The 21,882-nt window shown below is 74.3% G+C and carries 13 protein-coding genes; 7 read left to right on the top strand and 6 right to left on the bottom strand.

The genetic code is table 11. From position 1 onward, the window contains the following. Complete coding sequence (locus tag CIK06_RS09140) at nt 1–1,431, top strand: AMP-binding protein (protein ID WP_095564468.1); 1,431 nt, start codon at nt 1–3, stop codon at nt 1,429–1,431. 54 nt (nt 1,432–1,485) lie between these two features. After that, nucleotides 1,486–5,070, top strand: a complete 3,585-nt coding sequence (locus CIK06_RS09135; protein WP_095564467.1) for an AMP-binding protein — start codon at nt 1,486–1,488, stop codon at nt 5,068–5,070. Here CIK06_RS09135 and CIK06_RS09130 read toward each other — a convergent pair whose 3' ends face one another. The 3 genes from CIK06_RS09130 to CIK06_RS09120 are packed head-to-tail and all read right to left on the bottom strand — an operon-like array spanning nt 5,071 to nt 8,362. Then, the gene (locus tag CIK06_RS09130; RefSeq protein WP_095564466.1) at nt 5,071–5,832 is read right to left on the bottom strand and encodes a thioesterase II family protein; all 762 of its coding nucleotides are present in this window, start codon (nt 5,830–5,832) and stop codon (nt 5,071–5,073) included. Continuing rightward, nucleotides 5,832–7,610, bottom strand: coding sequence for a non-ribosomal peptide synthetase (locus CIK06_RS09125; RefSeq protein WP_198348158.1), 1,779 nt, complete (start codon nt 7,608–7,610; stop codon nt 5,832–5,834). Before CIK06_RS09125 ends, CIK06_RS09130 begins: the two co-directional genes overlap by 1 nt. Before the next feature lie 20 nt (nt 7,611–7,630). Further along, entirely contained in the window at nt 7,631–8,362 is a 732-nt protein-coding gene (locus CIK06_RS09120) for a thioesterase II family protein (protein ID WP_095564465.1), read from the bottom strand. A 172-nt stretch (nt 8,363–8,534) separates the two neighbouring features. Between CIK06_RS09120 and CIK06_RS09115 the strand changes: the two genes are divergently transcribed. Next, nucleotides 8,535–9,761 (top strand): cytochrome P450, encoded by a 1,227-nt coding sequence (locus tag CIK06_RS09115; protein ID WP_095564464.1) that lies wholly within the window; start codon nt 8,535–8,537, stop codon nt 9,759–9,761. A 2-nt stretch (nt 9,762–9,763) separates the two neighbouring features. On the opposite strand, the gene CIK06_RS09110 is transcribed toward CIK06_RS09115, so the two are convergent. Beyond that, entirely contained in the window at nt 9,764–11,626 is a 1,863-nt protein-coding gene (locus tag CIK06_RS09110) for a non-ribosomal peptide synthetase (RefSeq protein ID WP_095564463.1), read from the bottom strand. A 40-nt stretch (nt 11,627–11,666) separates the two neighbouring features. Beyond that, nucleotides 11,667–13,292 (bottom strand): PhpK family radical SAM P-methyltransferase, encoded by a 1,626-nt coding sequence (locus CIK06_RS09105; RefSeq protein WP_095564462.1) that lies wholly within the window; start codon nt 13,290–13,292, stop codon nt 11,667–11,669. 175 nt (nt 13,293–13,467) lie between these two features. Between CIK06_RS09105 and CIK06_RS09100 the strand changes: the two genes are divergently transcribed. Continuing rightward, nucleotides 13,468–14,319, top strand: coding sequence for a BTAD domain-containing putative transcriptional regulator (locus CIK06_RS09100; protein WP_198348157.1), 852 nt, complete (start codon nt 13,468–13,470; stop codon nt 14,317–14,319). Nucleotides 14,320–14,598: 279 nt separating this feature from the next. Here CIK06_RS09100 and CIK06_RS09095 read toward each other — a convergent pair whose 3' ends face one another. Further along, nucleotides 14,599–15,804: a cytochrome P450 gene (locus CIK06_RS09095; protein WP_095564460.1), complete on the bottom strand. Its 1,206-nt coding sequence runs from the start codon at nt 15,802–15,804 to the stop codon at nt 14,599–14,601. A gap of 238 nt (nt 15,805–16,042) precedes the next feature. Between CIK06_RS09095 and CIK06_RS30750 the strand changes: the two genes are divergently transcribed. The 3 genes from CIK06_RS30750 to CIK06_RS09075 all read left to right on the top strand — a co-directional run bounded on the left by CIK06_RS30750 (nt 16,043) and on the right by CIK06_RS09075 (nt 21,863). Beyond that, complete coding sequence (locus CIK06_RS30750; protein ID WP_232534096.1) at nt 16,043–18,715, top strand: condensation domain-containing protein; 2,673 nt, start codon at nt 16,043–16,045, stop codon at nt 18,713–18,715. 71 nt (nt 18,716–18,786) lie between these two features. Continuing rightward, a complete protein-coding gene (locus tag CIK06_RS29875; RefSeq protein ID WP_369916120.1) occupies nt 18,787–21,291 on the top strand; it encodes a condensation domain-containing protein in 2,505 nt (834 codons plus the stop codon). Next, on the top strand, nt 21,273–21,863 hold the full coding sequence (locus tag CIK06_RS09075) for a hypothetical protein (protein ID WP_095564458.1): 591 nt from the start codon (nt 21,273–21,275) through the stop codon (nt 21,861–21,863). Before CIK06_RS29875 ends, CIK06_RS09075 begins: the two co-directional genes overlap by 19 nt. The last annotated feature ends 19 nt before the right edge of the window (nt 21,864–21,882 follow it).

The following is a 21,882-nucleotide window of genomic DNA, read 5'->3' as shown; positions in this document are numbered from 1 at the left end:
ATGCGCGACCTCTCGGCCCACCTCGCCCGCCAACTGGCCGCCGACGGCGCGGCGCCGGCGGCCGTCGGCGAGACCACCCTCAGCTACACCGAGCTGGCCGACCGGGTCGGCGCGGTCGTCGACGCGGTCAAACCCTTCGTGGTGGCCGGCGACGTGGTCGCGCTCGACATCCGCACCCCGGTGCTCGGGCTGGTGGCGGCGCTGGCGGCCGACCGGCTCGGCGTCGCGTTCCTGCCGCTGGACACCGCCGCGCCCCGGACCCGCCAGCAGTGGGTGCTGGACAGCTCGGCCGCCCGGGTGGTGCTGCGCGAGACCGGGCCGCTGCGGCTGGAGCCGTACCCGCTGACCCCCGGCCGCCCGTCGTGGCCGCTCACCGACCCCGGCTACGTCATCTACACCTCCGGCACGACGGGCCGGCCGAAGGGCGTCCACGTTCCCAAACGCGCGCACGTCGAACGCCTCGAAGGGCTGCGGGAGCTGCCCGGCCTGCGCAGCGGCGGCTCGTTCCTGGCACTCAGCCCGCTGTCGTTCGACATGTCGATGGTCGAGGTCTTCCTGCCGCTGGTGGTGGGCGGACCGGTGGTGACCGTCGACCTGGCGGCCCGGCGGAACGCCGAGGTCTTCGACCGGGCCGTCCGGGACCACCGGCCGGACGTGGTCCAGGCGACGCCCTCGTTCTGGCGGCTGATGCTGGCCTCCGGCTGGTCGGGCAGCGCCGAACTGGCCGTCTGGTGCGGCGGCGAGGCGATGACCCCGGAACTGGCCACCGTCCTGCACGGCCGGTGCGGCGCGCTGTGGAACCTGTACGGACCGACCGAGACCACCGTCTGGGCCTCGGCCTGGCAGGTCGAGCCCGGCCGGCCGATCTCGCTGGGCACCGAGCTTCCCGGCACCACGATGGACCTGGTCGACACGGCCGGCGAGGTGGTGGCCGGCGTCGGCGCCGAGGGCGAGATCCGGATCGGCGGCGCCGGCATCGCCGACGGCTACCTCGGCGGTACGCCGGCCGACGACGCCCGCTTCGACCACACGCCGCCGGGCCGCAGCTACCGGACCGGGGACCGGGCGCGGCGCGGCGACGACGGGACGCTGACCTTCGTGGGCCGGCTGGACACCCAGGTCAAGGTACGCGGACACCGGGTCGAACTCGGCGAGGTCGAGTCCACCCTGGAGGCGCACCCGGCGGTGGCCGAGGCGATCGTGGTGCTGGTCGCCGGCGACGATCCCGAGGCGGCCCACCTGCACGCCGCGGTCGTCGCGCGGACCGCCGTCACCGTCCGGGAACTGCGCCGGTGGCTGGCGGAGCGGCTGACCGCCGCGATGATCCCGCAGAAGATCGAGGTCGCGACCGCACTGCCGCGCACCAGCGCGGGCAAGCTCGACCGGGTGACCATCACGACGTTGCTGGCCGCCGGCCGGCGGCTGTCCTGAGTCACCGTTGACGGCGGCGCGGCACCGGGCCGCGTCCCAGCAGGGAGGATCGACGTGGCCGGCCGGGAACACACCTGCACCGACCTGTCCGGGACCGGCATGACCGTCTCCGGACTGCTGCACCGCCGGGCGGCCGACCAGCCCGACCGGATCGGCTACACCTTCCTGCTCGACGGCGAGGGCGAGGAGCAGCCGCTCACGTACGCCGGGACCGACCTGCGGGCGCGGGCCGTGGCCGCGAGCCTGCGGGCCGCCGGCGCCCGGCCGGGCAGCCGGGCGTTGCTGGTGCTGCCGCCCGGACTGGACTACCTCACGGCCCTCTTCGGCTGCCTGTACGCCGGTGTGGTGGCCGTGCCGGTGTATCCGCCCGACCCGGTCAGGCTCACCACCAGCCTGCCCCGGTTGCTGGCCATCGTGCGCGACGCCGAACCGGAGGTGGCGGTGACCACCTCCCCGCTGCTCGGCTTCCTCGACCAGGTCACCGGGCTGGCGCCCGAACTGGGCGCGCTGCGCTGGGTCGCCGCCGACACGGCCGAGGCCGGCGACGCCGAGACCGGTACGCCGGTGCCCGTGGCCGCGGACGCCACCGCGATCCTCCAGTACACCTCGGGGTCGACCGCCGACCCGCGCGGCGTGCGGCTGTCGCACCACAACCTGCTGCACAACTCGGACCTCATCCAGCGGCTGTTCGGCACCACGCCGGAGAGCCGCGGCATGGTCTGGCTGCCGCCGTATCACGACATGGGCCTGATCGGTGGCCTGCTCCAGCCGCTGTACGGCGGCTTCCCGATCACCCTGATGTCGCCGCTGGACTTCCTCGCCGACCCGATGCGCTGGCTGCGGGCCATCGACCGGTCCGGCGCGACGGTCAGCGGCGGCCCCAACTTCGCCTACGACCTGTGCGCCCGCAAGTGCGACCCGCAGGAGGCCGCGCGGCTGGACCTGCGGTCCTGGCGGGTCGCGTTCAACGGCGCCGAGCCGATCCGGCCCGAGACGCTCGAACGGTTCGCCGCCACGTTCGAGCCCGCGGGCTTCCACCCCGACGCGTTCCTGCCCTGCTACGGCCTGGCCGAGGCCACCCTGATCGTCTCCGGGCACGGCGGCCGGTCGGCGCCGGCGACCACCACCGGTGCCCCGCCGACCGTCACGGTCGACCGCACGGCACTCGAACGGCACGACGCCGCGGCGCCCGGCGCCGGTCCGGCGGCCCGGCTCACCAGTTGCGGACCGTCGGCGCCGGGGCTGCGGATCGAGATCGTCGACCCGGCCACCGCGACCGGCTGCCCGCCGGGCCGGGTGGGCGAGATCTGGGTGTCCGGCGCGAGCGTGGCCGGCGGCTACTGGCGCCGGCCGGAGGAGACCGAGCGGACCTTCCGGGCCCGACTCGCCGGCACGGACGGCCCGCCCTTCCTGCGCACCGGCGACCTCGGCTTCCTGCACGACGGGCAGCTCGTGGTCACCGGCCGGCTCAAGGACCTGATCATCGTCCGCGGCCAGAACCACTACCCGCAGGACATCGAACGCACCGCGGAGCAGGTGGACCCGGTGCTGCGGCCCGGCTGCACCGCCGCCTTCCTGCTCGGCGACGAGGACGACCGGCCGGTGCTGGTGCACGAGATCCGGCGCGGGTCGGAGGGGGTCGACGTCGCCGACCTGGCGACCCGGATCCGGCAGGCGGTGGCCCGGCAGCACGGCCTCGACGTGCGCGCCGTCGTGCTGGTGCGGGCCGGCGGCATGCCGAAGACCTCCAGCGGCAAGGTGCAGCGCCGGCTGTGCCGCTCGCGGCTGCGCTCCGGCGACCTTCCCGAGGTCGGGCGGGACGAGACGCCGGCCCCACCCGCCGGCACCGCCGGCACCGGCACCGCCGACGGTGGCGACGGCCCGGCCGGGGCGGCCGTGCCGGCGGCGCAGGTCCTGGCCGCCCCGCCCGAGCAGCGGCCCGAGCTGCTGGAACGCTACCTGCGCGGCCGGCTCGCCGAGGTGACCGGCGCCGCGCCCGCCGACCGGAACCAGCCGTTGCTGGCCGTCGGGCTCGACTCGCTGGCCGTCGTCCAGCTCAAGCACCGGGTGGACAGCGAGCTGGGGGTCAGCCTGCCGCTACCGGCGCTGCTGTCCGGTGCCGGGCTGGCCGAGGTCGCCGGCCGGCTCGCCGAGCAGCTCGGCGCGGCCGGCCCGACGGTGACCGCCGCCGGCACGACCGCGCGGACCACCGACCCGGCCGCCGAGGCCGCGCAGAGCGGTGAGGCCGACCCGGCCGCGGACCCGGCGCGGACCGGCGACCCGGCCGCGGACCCGGCGCGGACCGGCGTACCGGCCGGTGAGGCGGTCGAGGTCGCGCCCATGTCGGCCGGGCAACGGTGGACCTGGTTCCTGCACCAGATCGAGCCGGACAGCACCGCCTTCACCATCGCGGTGGCGCTGCGCGTACTCGACCCGCTCGACGGCGCCGCGCTGCACCGCGCCCTGGACACCCTGGTGGCCCGGCACGCGGCGCTGCGCACCACGTTCCAGGTCCGCAACGGCGAACCGGTCCAGGTGGTCGCGCCGAGCGGGTCGGCCGGCTACCGGGAACACGACGCCGGGCGGCTCGACGAGGGCACCCTGCGGACCGTGCTGACCCGCGTCGCGCGTACCCCCTTCGACCTGGCCTCCGGGCCGCTGCTGCGGGTCGACCGCTACCGCCGGCCCACCGGCGACGTCCTGCTGCTGAGCATGGACCACATGGTGACCGACTTCTGGTCGCTGACCGTCCTGGCCCGGGAACTCGGCGCGCTCTACCAGGCGTACACCAGCGGTGGCGACGTCCCGCTCGACCCGCCGGCCGCCAGCTACGCGGACGCCGCGCGGTGGCAGCGCTCGCTGCTGGAGGATCCGGCGGCCGTGCAGCGGCTGACCCGGTACTGGGACGGCCAACTGGCCGGCGCGGTGCCCCGGCTGGCGCTGCCGCCGGCGCGGGCCGGCGGCGGCCGGGGGGCGCGGCGCTTCGCGGTGCCGGCCCCGCTGGCCGCCCAACTGCGCGACCGCGCCTGCGCCGACCGGGTCACCCTCTACGTGCTGCTGCTGGCCTCGTTCCAGGCCGTGCTGCACCGGGTCACCGGCCAGCCCGACCTGGTTGTCGGCATCGGGGTGGCCGGGCGTACCCGGCCGGAGTTCGCCGACGTCGTCGGCTGCTTCACCCGGCCGGTCATCGTGCGCAGCCACTGCGCGGACGGCGAGCCCTTCCCGGCGCTGCTGGCCCGGACCCGGGACGGCGTCATCGGCGCGCTGGAGCACCAGGACTACCCGATGGCGATGCTGGCCGCCCGCCGCAAGCTGGCCCCGCACACGCCGCTGTACGACGTGCTGTTCACCTTCAACCGGTCACCCCGGCACGGCGACGACCTCGCCACGCTGGCCGCCGTCGGCCCCGCCGGGGTACGGCGCACCCTCGGGCCGCTGCGCGTCGAGAGCTTCCCGCTGCCGGCCGAACCGAGTGCGCTGCCGGTCGAGCTGGTGATGGCGGAGCTGGACGGGGTGCCGCACGGCGTGCTGCGCTACCGGGCCGACGCGCTCGACGACGCGACCGCGGACGACCTGGTGGCGGGCTTCCTCGGCCACCTGGCGGAGGTGGCCGAGGGTCTGGTGCCGCAGACGGCCTGATCAGCGGGCCAGCGCGGCGAGGGCCGCCGAGATCTCCCCGGCGATCACCGCCGAACCCTCCGCCTCCAGCGCCCAGTGCCCCGAGTCGAGCTGCGCCGTCAGCAGCGGCTCGGTGCTCTGCTCCTGCCACAGCCGCAGGTCCGGACCGTCCACGTTGGTGTCCTCGGCGCCCCGGATGGCCAGGATCGGCAGCGGGAGCGGCGGGGCGGGCCGGTAGGCGTAGCCGTCGTACATCTCCCAGTCCGCCCGCAACGGCCGCTCGATCATCTCGATGAAGTCCGGGTCGTCCAGCAGCCCCTCGTCGGTGCCGCCCATCTCGGCCGTCTGCGCCAGCAGCTCGCGGGTCGGCAGCCGGCCCATGCCGGTGTCGAAGACCGCCCGCGGCGGCAGGCAGCTACAGACCACCAGCAGCCGGGGGTTGCGGCACGGCGCCCGCACCAGCAGCTTCGCGATCTCGTACGCGACCAGCGCGCCCGAGCAGTGCCCGAGCAGCACGTAGTCGCCGCTGAACGCCGCGTGGCCGTCCCGGCCGGCCGCCGCCGAGAAGTCGGCCAGCAGCGACGGCATCGTCCGGTGCGGCCGCTCCCGCAGCCGCCGCCCGTGCCCCGGCAGCACCGCGGCGGACAGCGCGATGCCGGAGTGCCGCAGCGTCTCGCGCAGGCCGTTGAAGACCGTGGAGGCCGCCCCGGCGTGCGGGAAGGCGAAAAGCTCGACCCCGCCGCCCTCGCGACGGTACGGGAACCACTGCGCGACCGACGACATCAGCTGCCCTCCGGCCGGCTGCGGTCGATCACGCCGGCCAGGTCGGCCACGACGCTGTTCTCGAAGACGGCCTGCGGCGGCAGGCTGGCGTTCAGGTCGCGCTGGATCCGGATCCGGCTGCGCGCCGCCAGCAGCGAATGGCCGCCCAGCCCGAAGAAGTCGTCGTGCACGCCGATCCCCTCGACCCGCAGCAGCTCCTCGAAGAGCTGCACGAGATAGCGCTCGGTCTCGGTGCGCGGCGGCTCGAACTGCCGCCGCCGGTCGGCCCGCTCGGCGGCCATCTCGCGCAACTGCGCCCAGTCGCGCTTGCCGTGCGCGTCCAGCGGCATCGCCTCCAGCACGATGAACTCCGCCGGCACGTACGGCTCGGGCAGCCGCTCGGCCAGGAACGCCCGCAGCTTCGCCGGGGCCAGCCCCTCGGTCGCCGGGATGACGAAGGCGACCAGCCGCAGCTCGCCGGCCTCGCCCACCGCGGTCACGGCCACCTCACCGGTGTCCGGATGCTCGTAGAGCGCCCGTTCCACCTCGGCCGGCTCGACCCGGTGACCGGAGATCTTGACCTGGTTGTCGGCGCGACCCAGGTACTCCAGCGCGCCGTCCGGGTCGGTGCGCACCCGGTCGCCGGTGGCGTACATCCGGCTGCCGTCGGCGGCGAACGGGTCGGCCACGAACCGGTGCGCGGTGTGCGCCGGCTGGTTCAGGTAGCCGCGGCCGACTCCGGCGCCGCCCACGTACAGCTCGCCCGGCTCGCCGGCCGGCACCGGGGCGAGCCGCCCGTCGAGCACGTACAGCCGGGCGCCGGCCAGCGGCCGGCCGATCGGCACGCGGGTGCACTCGGCGGGCAGGTCGCCGATCTCGTGGCCGGAGCAGGCCACGGTCGCCTCGGTCGGGCCGTACAGGTTGCGCAGTTCGCCGGTGAACCCGCCGGCGCGCAGCTCCCGGCACGTCTCGCCGAGCAGCACGTCGCCGCCGGAGCAGAGCACCCGCAGCGAGGCGAACGCCTCCCGGTCGTGCCGGGCCAGGTGGTTGAGCGCGATCGCCGGCGCCAGCATCGCGGTGATCCGGCTGCGCCGCAGCTGGCGCATGAGGTCGGCGCCGATCAGGTCGGCGATGGACGGCAGCACCACGAGCTGCGCGCCGCCGGCCACCGTGCGCAACAGCTCGAACGTGAAGGTGTCGAACGACAGGCTGGACGCCTGGGCCGTCCGGTCGCCGGGACCCAGCGCCGGGATCCCGGCGTCGAGCGCGAACGCGGCCATCTGCCGGTGTTCGAGCACCACGCCCTTCGGCTCGCCTGTGGAGCCGGAGGTGAACAGCACGCAGGCGGCGTCGGCCGGCCGGACCGGCTCCGGCGGTGGGCTCGCGGCGGCGGCCAGTTCCGCCCAGTCCAACGCGATCGTCGGCACCGGAAGGTGCGCCAACCGCGCCTGCCGGCTCGGCTCGGTGACCAGCAGCCGGAGCAGACCCGCCTCGACCATCTGGTCCCGCCGGCGCCTCGGGTAGCTGGTGTCGATCGGCACGTACGCCGCACCGGCCTGCAGCACACCCAGCACCGTGACCACCGCGCCGACGCCGCGGCCGTGATGGACGCCCACCCGGTCCTGCGCCCGCACCCCGTGGCGCAGCAGCTCGGCGGCGACCGCGTCGACCCGCTCGGCCAGCTCCGCGTAGGTCAGCCGGGTCCGCTCGTCGGACACCGCGGGTTGCTCCGGGTACGCGCGGACGGTCCGGGCCAGCAGCTCCGGAACGGTCGCCGGGTGGGGCGCGGAATCGGTCAAGGGAGTCCCTCCTGATCGGTTCAGAACTCGAAGTCGTCCTCGATGATGGTCCGCAGGCCGGACGGCGCGGCCAGGAACGTGATCGGGTCGCCGGGCAGCATGTGGGCGGTGGTCTCGCCGTACTCGCCCCACTCCGCGAGGTCGTCCTTGTCCACGTCCAGGTCGCCCTCCCAGCCGATCGCGGTGATCGGCACGTCGACCGGGTGGACCGGCGGCAGGTAGCCCAGGCACATCCGCACGTCCGCCCGCAGCACCCGGGTGGACATCTGCACCAGCTCGGCCGGCAGTTCGCCGTCGCCGAGGCTGCGCGAGACCCGCTGCAACTCCTGGCCGATCCGCCGGTCGGACATCCAGGGGTGGTAGAAGCCGTAGAAGCCGCGGTAGGGCACCAGCGAGGCGGAGACGAACAGCCGCTGGGGCGCCGGCGCACCGACCGCGCCGGCCCGGGCCACGAAGGCGTGCGCGAGCAGCGCCCCCATGCAGTGCCCGATCACCGCGTACGGCCGGTCGAGGTGCGGGGTGATCGCCTCGACGGCGTCCCGGGCGAACGCGTCGAAGTCGGTGTACGGCTCCTCCAGCACGCGGTTCTCCCGGCCGGGCGGCTGCACGGGTGCCACCTCGATCCCGCCGAACCGGGCGGGCCAGCGGCGCAGCGACGAGGCGCCCGCCCCGCCGTACGGGAAGCAGAGCAGCAACGGCCCGTCGTCGGTGGCCGGCTCGCGCAGCAGCCACTTCGTCAACGGTGGCAGCATGTGGCCTCCCGAGATCTCGGCCGCCGGTCGCGACCCGACGGTAGGCGGCCGGGGTTAGTCGCCGGTTACGCGCGACGCGGGCGTAACCACGCACTAACCGCCGTGCGGCACAGTGGCGGCGTCCGTGGCCGCGCACCGGCCGGTCACCCGAGTACGGCGAAGGGGTCGCCCCGTGGCGCACCTGCCCTTGCTCGACCCCGGTGAGGTGTCGGAGCTGGACCTGACCGACGCCGCCGTGCACGCCGAGTACGACCTGTCGGCGCTCTGGCGGCGGCTGCGCACGCACGCACCGCTGCACCGGCACCGGTCGGTCGCCGGCGGTCCGGAGTTCTGGGTGGTGACCCGGCACGCGGACGCGATGGCCGTGTTCCGCGACGGCCAGCGGTTCACCTCGACCTCCGGCAACGTGCTGGAGACGCTGCTGGTGGGCAGCGACTCGGCGGCCGGGAAGATGCTCGCGGTGACCGACGGTAACCGGCACACCGAGGTGCGCCGGGTGATCACCGGCGCGCTCACCCCCGCCGTGCTCGACCGGCTGGCCGACCGGATCCGGACGCAGATCCGCGGGCTGGTCGCCCGGGCCGTGGAGCGGGTCGACGGGGACTTCGGCACCGACGTGGCGGCGCAGGTGCCGCTGACCACGATCTGCGACATGCTGGCCGTGCCCGACTCCGACCGCGCGTACATCCACCGGCTCGGGTCGTCGTCGGTCAGCTCGCACGAGCCGGGCCACGACACCATGGACGCCTGGACCTCGAAGAACGAGCTCCTGGCGTACTTCCTCGACCTGGCCGAGCAGCGCCGCGCCGACCCGGGTGACGACCTGGTCAGCGTGCTGGCCACGGCCCGGGTCAAGGGCCGCCCGCTGGGCACCGACGAGATCGTCTTCAACTGCTACAGCCTGATCCTGGGCGGCGACGAGACGACCCGGCTCGCGATGACCGGCGCGGTGCTGGCGATGGCCGAGAACCCCGACCAGTGGCGGGCGTTCCAGCGCGGCGAGGTGGCCATCGACTCCGCGGTGGAGGAGGTGCTGCGCTGGACGACGCCCTCCCGCCACCTGGGTCGGCTCGCCATCGAGCCCGCGGAGATCGCCGGCGGGCGGATCGAGGCCGGCGACATCGTGACCGTCTGGCTCGCCTCGGCGAACTTCGACGAACGGGAGTTCGCCGAGCCGGACGCGTTCCGGCTCGACCGGTCCCCCAACCGGCACCTGACCTTCGCGTACGGGCCGCACTTCTGCGTGGGGGCGCGGCTGGCCCGCATCCAGTTGGAGGCCACCCTCACCGCGCTGCGCGACCTGGTGGGCGACATCGAGGTCACCGGGGCGCCGCAGCGGGTGTACTCGAACTTCATCGGCGGCACCTTCACCCTGCCGGTGCGGCTGAAGGCCGCCTGAGGTCAGGGTTCCCGCCCGTCCAGGTACGCGGCGAACTGGTGCAGCACCGGATGCTTGAAGACGGCCACCAGCGGGATCGCCCGGCCGAGCCGGCGGCGTAGCCGGGCCGCCAGCCCGATCGCCAGCAGGGACTGGCCGCCGAGGGTGAAGAAGTTGTCGTCGGCGCCGACCTGCTCCACGCCCAGCACCTCGCACCAGACGGCGGCCACGGCCTGCTCGGTCGGCGTCGCCGGCCGCGCACCGGCCGGCTCGGCCGGCTCCGGGCGGGACGGCGCGGGCAGCGCCGCCCGGTCGACCTTGCCGCTGGTGGTCAGCGGGAACTGCGCGACCGGGACCAGGACGGCGGGCAGCATGTACTCGGGCAGCAGCGCGCCGGCGGCCCGCCGCACGGCGTCGGCGTCGAACGGCTGGCCGTCCGCGGCCGGCGCCGTCCGGCAGTAGCCGACGATTCCCGGACCGCCCGGCAGGTCGTCGCGGAGCAGCGCGACCGCCTGGGCCACCCCCGGGCAGCCGCCGAGCACGGCCTCGATCTCGCCCAGCTCGATCCGGTATCCGCGCAGCTTCACCTGGTGGTCCAGCCGGCCGAGGAACTCCAGCCGGCCGCCCGGACCGACCCGCGCCCGGTCACCGGTGCGGTACATCCGGCCGCCGTCGCCGGCGAGGTGGTCGGCCACGAACCGCTGCGCGGTGAGGTCCGGCCGGCCCAGGTAGCCCCGGGAGACACCGGCGCCGGCCAGGTACAGTTCGCCCTCCTCGCCCTCGGGCACCGGCCGCAGCGCCGGATCGAGCAGGTGGACCCGGACGCCGGGCAGCGGCGTGCCCAGGTGCGGCCCGCCGGAGTCGTCCACCGGGGTGCAGGTCGCGTCGACGGTGGCCTCGGTGGGGCCGTACAGGTTGATCGGCTCCAGCCGGCCGGCCGTCCGCGCCCGGGCCAGCCGCTCCCACAGCGCCGGCGGGATCGCCTCGCCGCCGATGAGCAGCCGCAGCGGCCGGTCCGCCGACCGGTCCGTTGGGCCGTCGGTCGGGCGGTCCGTCGGGCCGTCGGCGGTCGGGCGGTCGAGCAGGTGGTCCAGCACCGACACCAGGTGCGAGGGCGTGATGTCCAGGTCGTCCAGCCGCTCGCCGCTGACCAGCGCGGCCAGCGCCTGCGGGTCGCCGCGGACCGCGTCGCCGAGCAGCACCAGGGTGTCGCCGCGGCACAACCGCAGCCACTGCTGCACCGAGGCGTCGAAGGACGGGCTGGCGTTCCAACCCACCCGTGCCGGCTCCGGCCCGAGCACCGTGCCCAGGCCGTCCAGCAGCGCCGCCAGCGACCCGTGGGTGGCCAGCACCGCCTTCGGCTGGCCGGTGGACCCGGAGGTGTAGATCGCGTACGCGGGCTGGCCGGGACGGATCGCGGACCGGGCGGGGCCGCCGCCCGAGCGGGCGCAGGTGTCGACGGTGAGGATGCGCCGGGTGCGGGCCGGCGGGAGCCGGCGGCGGTGGGCGGCGTCGGAGAGCACGATGGCCGGGCCGGCCCGGTCGCACATGGCCGCCAGCCGGTCGGTGGGCAGCCCCGGGTCCAGCGGCAGGTACGCCGCGCCGCTGCGCAGCGTGCCGAGCAGGCCGACCACGAGGTCGACGCCGCGGGGCAGCAGCAGCCCGACCACGGTCTCCGGGCCGGCGCCCCGGGCGGTCAGCCCGGACGCCACGGCGGCGGTGCGCGCGGCCAGCTCGCCGTAGCTGAGCGCCAGGCCGTCGTACACCAGCGCCGGCCGGTCCGGGTCGGCGGCGGCCACCTGCTCGAACCGGTCCACCACCGACCGCCAGCCGGGGCCGGACGGCTGGCCGGCCCCGACGGGGTACGCGGAGGCGAGCACGGTCATGGTTGCCGGTCCTTTGCTCGTCGGGACGGGGACGGACGGGTCAGAAGCTGAACCGGGCCGGTGCCACCGACAGCGCCGCGACCTCGGTGGCGAACCGCCGCTCCAGTTCGGTGAGCCCGGCCGGGTCGCCGCCCTGGTTGCGGATACCGATGATCTGCTGGGTGGTGCGCAGCAGCGCCGTCAGGTCGGCCGTCTCGACGCCCTTGCCGTGCAGGTACGGCAGCGACCAGAAGTCGAAGTCGTAGAGCGGCAGCCACACCGACTCGGTGACCCGCCTGAACATCTCGTCCGTGAGGTCGGCCGCCTCCTTGGAGGACATGCTGTAGTGCGACCAGGTGTAGCCCTCGCCCTCGATGCCGAGCAGTTCCTTCTGCTGGTACACCGGCGAGCGCGGGTTGGCCCACCACGCCTGTGCCCGCCACAGGTCGGGCGCGGTCTCGTTGAGGAAGTCGATCGTGTTGCCCACAGTCTTCTCGGTCTCGCCGGGGAAGCCCACGATCATCGAGGCGAACGTGGTGATGCCGCGCTCCTTGAGCCGGGCGATGCCGGTGCGGTACTGGCTGTCCTGGGCCAGTTTGTGCATGTTGGCCAGCACGTCGCCGTCGCCGGACTCGATGCCCAGGAACACCCCGGCGCAGCCGCTGCGCGCGGCCAGGTCGAACGACTCCTCGTCCCGGGCGTTGGAGCAGCGGAAGTAGGAGTACCAGCGCAGGCCGAGGTCCTCCTCCATCATCATCCGGCACAGTTCCTTGAACCGCTTGGGCGGGACGTTGAAGGTGTCGTCCACGAAGACGATGTTCTGGACGCCGAGTTCGGCCAGCGCCCGCAGCTCGGCCCGGACGGTGTCCACCGAGGCGGTCGTCAGCGCGCCCGCCCGGGTCGGGTAGTCGCAGAAGCTGCACTTGAAGGCGCAGCTGCGGGCCGTGCGCAGCTGCGCGGTGACGCCGATCAGGTCGGGACCGAAGCCGGCCCAGTCGATCGAGCACTCGTCGAGGTCGTTGCTCTCCGGCCGGCGCCGGGTCCGTACCCAGGCGCCCTCCGGGCAGTGCAGCAGGTTGCTCACCGCGTCGAGGTCGCCGCCCGCGCCCACCGCCTGGCAGAGCTGGGCGAGGCTCAGCTCGCCCTGCGACTCCTGGATGTAGGAGTCGGCGCCCATCGCGTACAGCAGGTCCTCGACCGTGGGGGTGAGGCCGGACAGCAGCAGGTTGTCGATGAGCGGGCCGCCGACCACGATGTGACTGGTCGGCGAGAGTTCCCGCACGTACTCCACGATCGGGCCGACCGGCAGAATGTTGACGTAGAACGTCGTGGTGATCGCCACGACCGCGGGCCGCTGCGCCAGCAACTCGGCGAGCCGGTCGCGTTCCCCGCTGAACAGCGACACCGGTTCCGCCCGGAGCCCGCGCTTGCGCAGGTAGCTGGTCAGGTAGAGGGAGGCCAGGTTGAAGACCTCGCCCACGTGGTAGCGGTCGTTGCGACCGGTGGCTCGGTTGCGCAGCCGGCTGAACGCGTCCAGCCACGGCATCGCCTGGTCGTCGACCACCAGGTGCTCGGAGCGCATGATCTGGTATTCGGGCGTGCCGGGGCCGGCACGCTCGCACATGACCTGGTAATCGCCGAAGTCGCCTTCGTTGTAGCCGATCACCACGCAGTCGAGACGATCCATCCAGCGTCCTCCCCGGCGTGTTCGGGCTGACCGCGGACGCTACCCGGAGCTGGTTGAAATCCGGTTACGCCGGCCGCCGCCGGCCTATCCCCGCTTCCGGTGACATCACCGCGGTACGCCGCCCCGGGTAGGTTCGGACCGCGGAGACGGAAAGGTGCAAGGGACGGCGGACACTGTGGATGGAGCATCGGCGATATCGGTCCGCACCCTGGGTGCCTTCGAACTCTGCTTCGGCGACCGACCGGTGGAGCGGTGGAAGGCCGGCAAGTCCCGCAGCCTGTTCCAGTTCCTGCTGCTGCGGCCCGGCTGCACCGTCCCGCGCAGCGTCCTCTACGAGGCGCTGTGGCCCGAGGTGCCCTGGTCGAAGAACTCCAGTTCGCTGAAGGTGGCCGCGCACATGCTGCGCACCATCCTGGAACAGAGCCAGGACCAGTGCCCGGACACCGGGGCCGGACTGCGGCTGTTGACCCGCGAGTCCGGGTACGTCCTGGAGACCGACTGGGTCCGCGTGGACTTCGAGGAGTTCGTCCGCCGGGCCGACCAGGCGCACGCCGCGCAACGGCGCGACGACCGGGTCCGCGCCGCCGCCCTGTACCGCCAGGCGGTCGCCCACTACCAGGGCGACTTTCTCCCGGACGTCAGCTACGAGTGGGCCGGCGTCGAGCGGGAGTGGCTGCGCAGCCGGTTCCTGTGCGCGCTGGCCTTCCTCACCGAGGTGGACATCGAGGCCGGCGATCACGTCGGCGTGATCCGCTGGTGCCGGCGGATGCTGGAGGCCGAGCGGCTGCACGAGGAGACGTACCGGGCGCTCATCCTGGTACACGCCCACCTCGGCCAGCTCACCCAGGTCCACCGCTGGTACCGGCTCTGCGCCGGCCTGCTCCGGGACCACCTGCAGACCAGCCCGGACCTGGCCACCCAGCGGCTGTACGCGCGGGCGATCCGTGGCGAGTTCACCGGCCGCCCGTTGGACCTGCGCGACTGGCGGTGCGAACTGCGCCCGGTCGGCGCCGGCATCGCCGCCTGAGTCCGGGTCCGGCGCGCGCCACCGGGCCGGAGCGCCACCGGGCTGGCACGTCACGGGGCCGGCACGTCACCGGCCGGCGGCGCTGGCCGGCGGCGCTGGCCGACGTCACGGAAGGTGACCTCGCTGGACGCGACGAGCCCTTTGTGCGCTATACCTGAGGGTCATTTTTATGACTCTCAGGTATAGCTGCGAAAGATGTGTTCGATCCTGGTCCGGTGGTGACGGACCGTAAGCGGCAGCGCAACGGGCACGGACCACCCCGGGGGGCGGGCGCCACAGCTAGCTCACGGTGACCGGCAGGTGCTTGATGCCGAGCATGAAGTTCGAGCGCAGCCGGTCGACCGGGCCGCTCGGCGCGAACCGCAGTCCCCGGTCCACCAGCTCCGACATCAGCAGCGAGATCTCCATCCGGGCCGCCGGCATGCCGACGCAGCGGTGGTTTGCCACCCCGAAGGCGAGGTGGTGGTTGGGGGTACGCCCCAGGTCGAGCCGGTCGGCGTGCGGGAACTGCGCGGCGTCGCGGTTGGCCGAGGCGTTCCACAGGGTCAGCGTCTGCCCGGCCGGGATCGCTACGCCGCGGATGGTCACGTCCTGGGTGGTGGTGCGCGCGACGTACGCGTTCGTCGAGGTCCAGCGGAACATCTCGTCGACCGCGGTGTCCAGCAGCTCGGGCCGGTCCAGCAACCGGGTCGCCTCCGCCGGGTGCTGGATCAGCGCCTCGACGATCGCCGACGCGGTGAACGGCGTGGTCTCGTCCCCGCCGACCGCGACGTTCAGCGCGTTGTACAGGATCTGGCTCTCGGACAGCGCCCGCCCGTTCGTGCGGGCGGCGATCAGGATGCTCACCAGATCCTCGCCCGGGTCCACGCGACGCCGCTCCAGCAGCTCGGTGAGCAGGTCGAAGATCTCCACCTGCGCCGCGACCAGGGTCATCGAGCCGGCGGCGGGACCCGCGTACTCCTCGTCCCGGTGCCCGATCATCGTGCGGGTCAGTCGCAGCAGGCGCAGGGCGTCGTCGCGGCCGATCCCGAACATCGCGCTGAGCAGCCCGGCGGGCAGCATCGGGGCGATGTCGACGGCGAAGTCGCCACCGCCGTCGGCGACCATCCGGTCCAGCGCCTCGCCGAGGTACCGCCGGACGTACCCGCCGGCCCGGTCCATCATCGGGGCGGTGAACGCCTTGTGCACGTGCTGGCGCAGCAGGCGGTGCTCGGGCGGGTCGGAGCAGATGAGCATCTGGCCGGAGGCGGTGTCGGTCGCGCTGCGGTAGGAGCCGCCGAGCACGGTCCCGTTCTTCGACGAGTAGGAGACCGGGTCCCGGTAGACGGCGGCGACGTCCTCGTACCGGGTCAGCGCCCAGTAGCCGCCGGCGGCGGTCGGGTTCCAGTGCACCGGCGCGTTCTCGCGCAACCATGACCAGGCCACGTGTGGATCACCGGAGACGAACATGTCGAGGTCGTCCAGATCGATGACGGTCGTCGACATGAGCCACCCTCCCGCGACAGGCCTGACCGGAGGGTAGGTGCGCGGGACGGCGCCGGTCGTGTCACATGAACCAGGGCCAGGCACGTCCTTTTGCCTCGTGGATAGCGTCGCTGGCGCGGGGCGCACGCGCAGCCGACAGGGAGCGCACGCGCAGCCAGACTCGTCTCGGGGACGGAGTTGCCACATTGAGCGAGCGAACGATCCGAGGCGGCACGATCCGAGGCGGCGGGGAGCTGTCGTGAGCGATGTGCAGAGCCGGATCGCGGCGCTGAGCCCCGAACAGCGGGCGCGTTTCGAGGCGCGCATCGTCGGCCTGGGGGCCGGCCGCCCGTCCGCGTCGGCGGACCGGATCCCGCCGCGCGACCGGAGTCGACCCACCCCGCTCTCCTTCGCACAGCAGCGCGAATGGGCCGTCGAGCAGTTCCGGCCGGCCAACAACGTCACCGCCGCGCTGCGGCTGGAGGGCGACGTCGACCTCGGGCTGCTCAGCCGGGTGCTCACCGCGATCATCACCCGGCACGAGGCGCTCCGCTCGACCGTCGAGATCGTCGACCGGCGGCCGACCCAGACGGTGCAACCGGTACGGCCGGTGCCGCTGCCGGTGGCGGACCTCAGCGCGCTGGACGAGGCCGCCCAGCAGGCCGCGATCGGCGAACGGTGCGACGCCGAGGTGGTCCGCCCGTTCCCGCCGGAGGACCCGCACCGGCTGCGGGCGACCGCCCTGCGCCTGGCCCCGGACCGGTACGTCATCGTGGTCACCCTGGACCACGCGGCGGCCGACGCCTGGTCGATGATCATCCTGCTGCGCGAGGTGATCGCGCTCTACCCGGCCCTACGCGCCGGGGTCGACGACGCCCTGCCGCCGCTGCCCATCCAGTACGGCGACTTCGCCGCCTGGGAGCGGGCCTGGCTCGACGACGAGCGGATGGCGGCCGAACTGGCGCACTGGAAACGGACGCTCGCCGACATCCCGCCCCGGCTGGCGCTGCCCACCGACCGCTCCCCCGGGGTCCGCCGTACCTTCGCGGGCGACCACCACACGCGCACGATGGGCCGCGAGCAGACCGAGGCGCTGCAACGCCTCGCCGAGCGCGAGGGCGTCTCGCTGTCGATGGTGGTGCTCGCCGTCTGCTCGATCGTGCTGCACCGGTACACCTACCAGGACGACCTGGTGTTCGGCTCCGCCGTGGGCGGCCGGCTGCGCCCCGAGACCGAGCCGCTGATCGGCTGTTTCGCCAACGCCCTGCCGTTGCGGGTACGGCTGTCCCCCGGGCAGACCCTGCGCGAGGTCCTGCACACCGCGCGCGAGGTGGTCAGCACCGCCTTCGACCACCAGAGCGTGCCGTTCGACCGGCTGGTCGACGAGCTGGCCCCGGACGAGGCCGCGCAGACACCGCTGATCCAGATGATGATCAACGTGCTCTCGGCGCCCGGCTCGGTGCTGCGTCCCGACCGGGCGCTGGAACTGCCCGGGGTGCGGGTCAGCTACGTACCGGTGGACCCCGGACCGATCACGGTCGACCTGATCCTGGTGGTCCAGGCGTCGCCGGAGTCGCTGCACTTCGACTGGCACTACAGCACCGAACTGTTCGACGCCGGCACCGTCGAACAGCTCGCGGCCCAGCTCCCGCACGTGCTGGACCAGCTGGTCGCCGACCCCGACCGGCGGATCGGCGAGGTGCGGCTGCTGGGCACCGGCCCGCAGCCGGCACCGGCCCGGCGGACCCCGCCCGACCGGCGGACCCCGCCCGACCGGCGCAGCCCGGCCGACCGGCGCAGCCCGGCCGACCCCGCGACGCCGGACGCCGACGCCGACGCCGGATTCGGCGCCATCTTCCAGCGGCACGTCGCCACCACCCCGGACGCGCCGGCCGTGGTCTGCGACGGCGTCGCGGTCAGCTTCGCCGAACTCGACCGGCAGGCCAACCGCCTCGCCCACCACCTGCGCGGCCTCGGGATCGGCCCGGAGACCCCGGTGGGCGTCCTGGTCGACCGGTCACCGGCGCTGGCGGTGGCCGTGCTCGGCATCCTCAAGGCCGGCGGCGCGTTCCTCCCGCTGGATCCCGCGTACCCGCTCGACCGGATCGCGTACGTGCTCGCCGACGCCGGCACGCCGGTCCTGATCAGCACCGACAGGCTGGCCGACCGGGCGGAGGGTGCCGGCGTACCCGAGGTCGTGCTGCTGGACGGCCCGGACCGGCTGGCCGACGGCCCCGACCACGACCCGGGCGGGCGGCCCGCGCCCACCGACGCCGCGTACGTCATCTACACCTCGGGGTCGACCGGCCGGCCGAAGGGCGTGGTGATCGAGCACCGGTCGCTCGACGCGTTCGCGCACGAGGTCGCCGAGCGTCTCGGGCTGCACGCCGGGGACCGGTTCCTCCAGTTCGCCTCGCCCGGCTTCGACGTGGTGGTCGAGGAACTCTTCCCGATCTGGCTCGCCGGCGGCGCCGTGGTGATCCCACCCGAACGGATGGCCGGGGCGGCGCTGGACCTGGTGGAGCTGATCGGGCAGGACCGGATCAGCGTGATGGAGCTGCCCGCCGCGTACTGGCACGAGTGGGTACGCGACCTGGACCGCACCGGGCGCACCCCGCCCGAACCGCTGCGCCTGGTCATCGTCGGCGCCGAGCGGGTGCTGCCGGAGCGGCTCGCGACCTGGCAACGCTTCGGCGTGCCGCTGGCCCACGTGTACGGCATCACCGAGACGACCGTCAGCTCGACCTTCTTCGACCTGCCCCCGGACGCGCCGCCGGAGGACCTGCGGCACCTGCCGATCGGCACGGAGCTGCCCGGCGCCGAGTTGCACGTCCTGGACCCCGAGCTGCGGCCGGTGCCCGCCGGTGGCGTCGGCGAGCTGTACATCGGCGGGTCAGCGTCGGCCGCGGCTACCTGGGCCGCACGGCGCTGACCGCGCAGCGGTTCGTCGCCTCGCCGGACCCGGCGCGCCCCGGCGAGCGGGTCTACCGCACCGGTGACCTGGTGCGCCGCCGCTCGGACGGCAACCTTGAGTTCCTGTCCCGGGTGGACACGCAGATCAAGGTCCGCGGCTTCCGGGTCGAACCCGCCGAGATCGAATCGGCGATCTGCCGGCACCCGCAGATCGCGCAGGCGGTGGTGAGCGTCTACGAACCGACGCCGGGCGACAAACGCCTGGTGGCCCACCTGGTGCCGAGCAACGGCACCGCGACCAGCGTGAAGGAACTGCGCCGCTTCCTGTCCAGCGAGCTGCCCCCGTACATGGTTCCGGCGGCGTACGTGCCGGTCGAGGCGATACCGCTGACCTCCAACGGGAAGGTCGACTTCGACCGCCTCCCCGGGCCCAGCGGCGAGCGGCCGGAACTGGACGACGCACCCGTGCAGCCGGCCTCCCCGCTGGAGCGCCAGCTTGCCGGGATCATCGGCGCCGTCCTCGGGGTCGAGACGGTCGGCGCGCAGGACGACTTCTTCGAACTCGGCGGCGACTCGATCCTGGCCATCATGGTGGTCTCCCGGGCGCAGGAGGAGGGCATCACCCTCTCCCCGCTGGACATCTTCCAGCACCGTACGGTGGCGGCGCTGGCCCGCACGGCGGCCGGGTCCGGGACCGCCCGGGTGATCACCCCGCGGCCGGCCGACGCCGAGCCGGTGCTCTCCTTCGACCAGGAACGGCTCTGGCTGGAGGACCAGCTGGTGCCGGGTCCGGCGTACAACGTCGGCTGGCAGCAGCGGCTGATCGGACCCCTCGACCTCGACGTGGTGCAGCGCTGCGTACGGGCGATCCTGCTCCGCCACGAGTCGTTGCGCTCGCGCTTCCCCACCGTCGACGGCCGGCCCGTCCAGGTGGTCGACCCGCTGCCGGCGGACTGGCGGCTGCGGATCGAGGACTTCCGTTCGCTGGACGACCGGGAGGAACGCGCCCAGCGGCTGATGGCCGAGGAGGTCGGCACCGGCTTCGACCTGGCCAACGGGCCGATGGTGCGGTGCGTGGTGGTCCGGCTGAGCGACACCGAACACCTGATCGGCATGATCTCGCACCACATCGTCGCGGACGTCGCGTCGGTCGGCCTGTTCGTCCGGGAACTGGGCGCGCTGTACCAGGCCGGCGGCGACCCGGTCCGGGCCGGCCTGCCCGAGCTGCCGATCCAGTACCTCGACTACGCGGTCTGGCAGCGCGAGCGGCTCTCCGGCGCGGAACTCGACCGCCAGGTCGACTACTGGCGCGACCACCTGGCCGGCGCGCCGCGCGCCCTCACCATGCCGACCACCGCGCACAGCCCGGGGCAGGCCCGGGGCGGCCGGGCGTACGGCCGGATGTCCAAGGCGGACACCGCCGCGCTGAAGGAGCTGTGCCGCAGCCTTGACGTCACCCCGTTCATGGTGGTGCTGTCGATGCTGGCGACCGTGCTCGGGCGCTGGGCCGGGCAGCGGGACGTGGTGGTCGGGGTCTCCATCAGCAACCGCACCGACTCCGGGACCGAGAGCCTGATCGGGTCGTTCATCAACACCCTGCCGCTGCGGGTGGACCTGAACGGCGACCCGACCTTCGCCGAGCTGCTCGACCGGGTCCGGGACGTGGCCCTGGGCGGCTTCGCCCACGCGGACGCGCCGCTGGACGTCATCATGAAGCGCCTCAAGGTGACCCGTGACCCGCGCCGTACCCCGCTGTTCCAGGTAATGCTCAACGTGGTCGACGTGCCGCCCATCGAACGGTTCGGCGACATCACGCTCGGCACGGTCGACGCGCCGCCGCTGCCGCCGAGCTTCGATCTCGTGTTCACCACCAACGAGGTCCGGGGCGAACTGGACTACGTGCTGGAGTACGACGCGGGCCGGTTCCCGGCCGACCTGATGGACGCCCTCGGCACCCATCTCGGCCGGTTCCTCGGGGCGGCCATCGCCGATCCGGGCCGGGGCATCCTCGACTACCCGCTGGACGAGCCGGCCGGGGCCGACACCGAGCCGACCGCCGCGGCCTCCCCCGCCGAGGCGGGCGTACCCGTCGGGGCCAAGCCGACCGACGACGCAAACCCGACCCACGCGGCCGTGCCGACCCCGGCCGTGCCGACCCCGGCCGGGGCGGACCCGGAGCGGGTGGCACCGGTGCACCTCGCCGTCGCCGCGCACGCCCGCCGCTCCGGCGCGGTGGCGGTGCTCGACGGCACCGGGGGGTGGACGTACGCCCAGCTCGACCGGGCCGCCGACCGGGTGGCGCGGCGGCTGGCCGCGCGCGAGGACGGGCCGGTGGTGGTGGTCCGGCGACCGGCGGTGGCCTTCGTCGCCGCGGTCGTCGGGGCCGCGAAGGCGGGCCGGCCGGTGTCGGTCATCGAGCCGGGCGGCGACGTGCCGGTGGGCTCCCTCGTGCTGGACGCCGACTCCACCGACGTGCTCGGCACCGCCCCGGGACCGCGCCGGGCCGCACCGACCCCGCCGGCTCCGACCCCGCCGGCTCCGAACCGGCCGACACCGAGCCGGGCACCGACTGGGCGGTGCAGCGGCTGGGCCTGAGCGCCGACGACCGGTTCGCGGTGCTGTCCGGCCCGCCCGGACAGCTGATGTCGGCGCTGTCCAGCGCGCTGCACGCCGGCGGCACGCTGCTGTTCGCCGACCGCCCCACCAACGACGCCGGCGCGCTGGCCGACTGGCTGCGGGCCAACCGGGTCAGCGTGGTCTACGCCAGCCCGCCGCTGCTGCGCTCGATCGCGGGCCGGACACAGCTTCCGGCGCTGCGTCACGTCCTGGTCGCCAACACCGGCAACCTCACCGCGCACGACGTCGAGGCGCTGCGCCGGCTGTCGCCGGACTGCCGGATCGTGGCGACGTACCGGACCGGGCCGCACGGCCGGCCGGTCGCGGCGTACCGGGTGCCGGACGACTGGCGCCTGGAGACCGCGCCGCTGCGGGTGCCGCTCGGCACCGGGCTGGCCGGCCGGCCGGTCCGGCTGCGGCACCCGGGCGGTCAGCCGGCCGCCGTGGGCGAGGTGGCGGAGATCTGCGTGGGCGAACGGCGTACCGGCGACCTGGGCCGGCGGTGGCCGGACGGGACGCTGGAGTTCGTGGGCAAGGTTTCTGCAGGCTAGCGAGAGAGTCGAGGACGAC

It is taken from the genome of Plantactinospora sp. KBS50, assembly GCF_002285795.1.
Lineage (GTDB): Bacteria > Actinomycetota > Actinomycetes > Mycobacteriales > Micromonosporaceae > KBS50.
The sequence above is the reverse complement of the archived record's forward strand: the minus strand, read 5'-3'. Positions and strand labels throughout refer to the sequence as shown.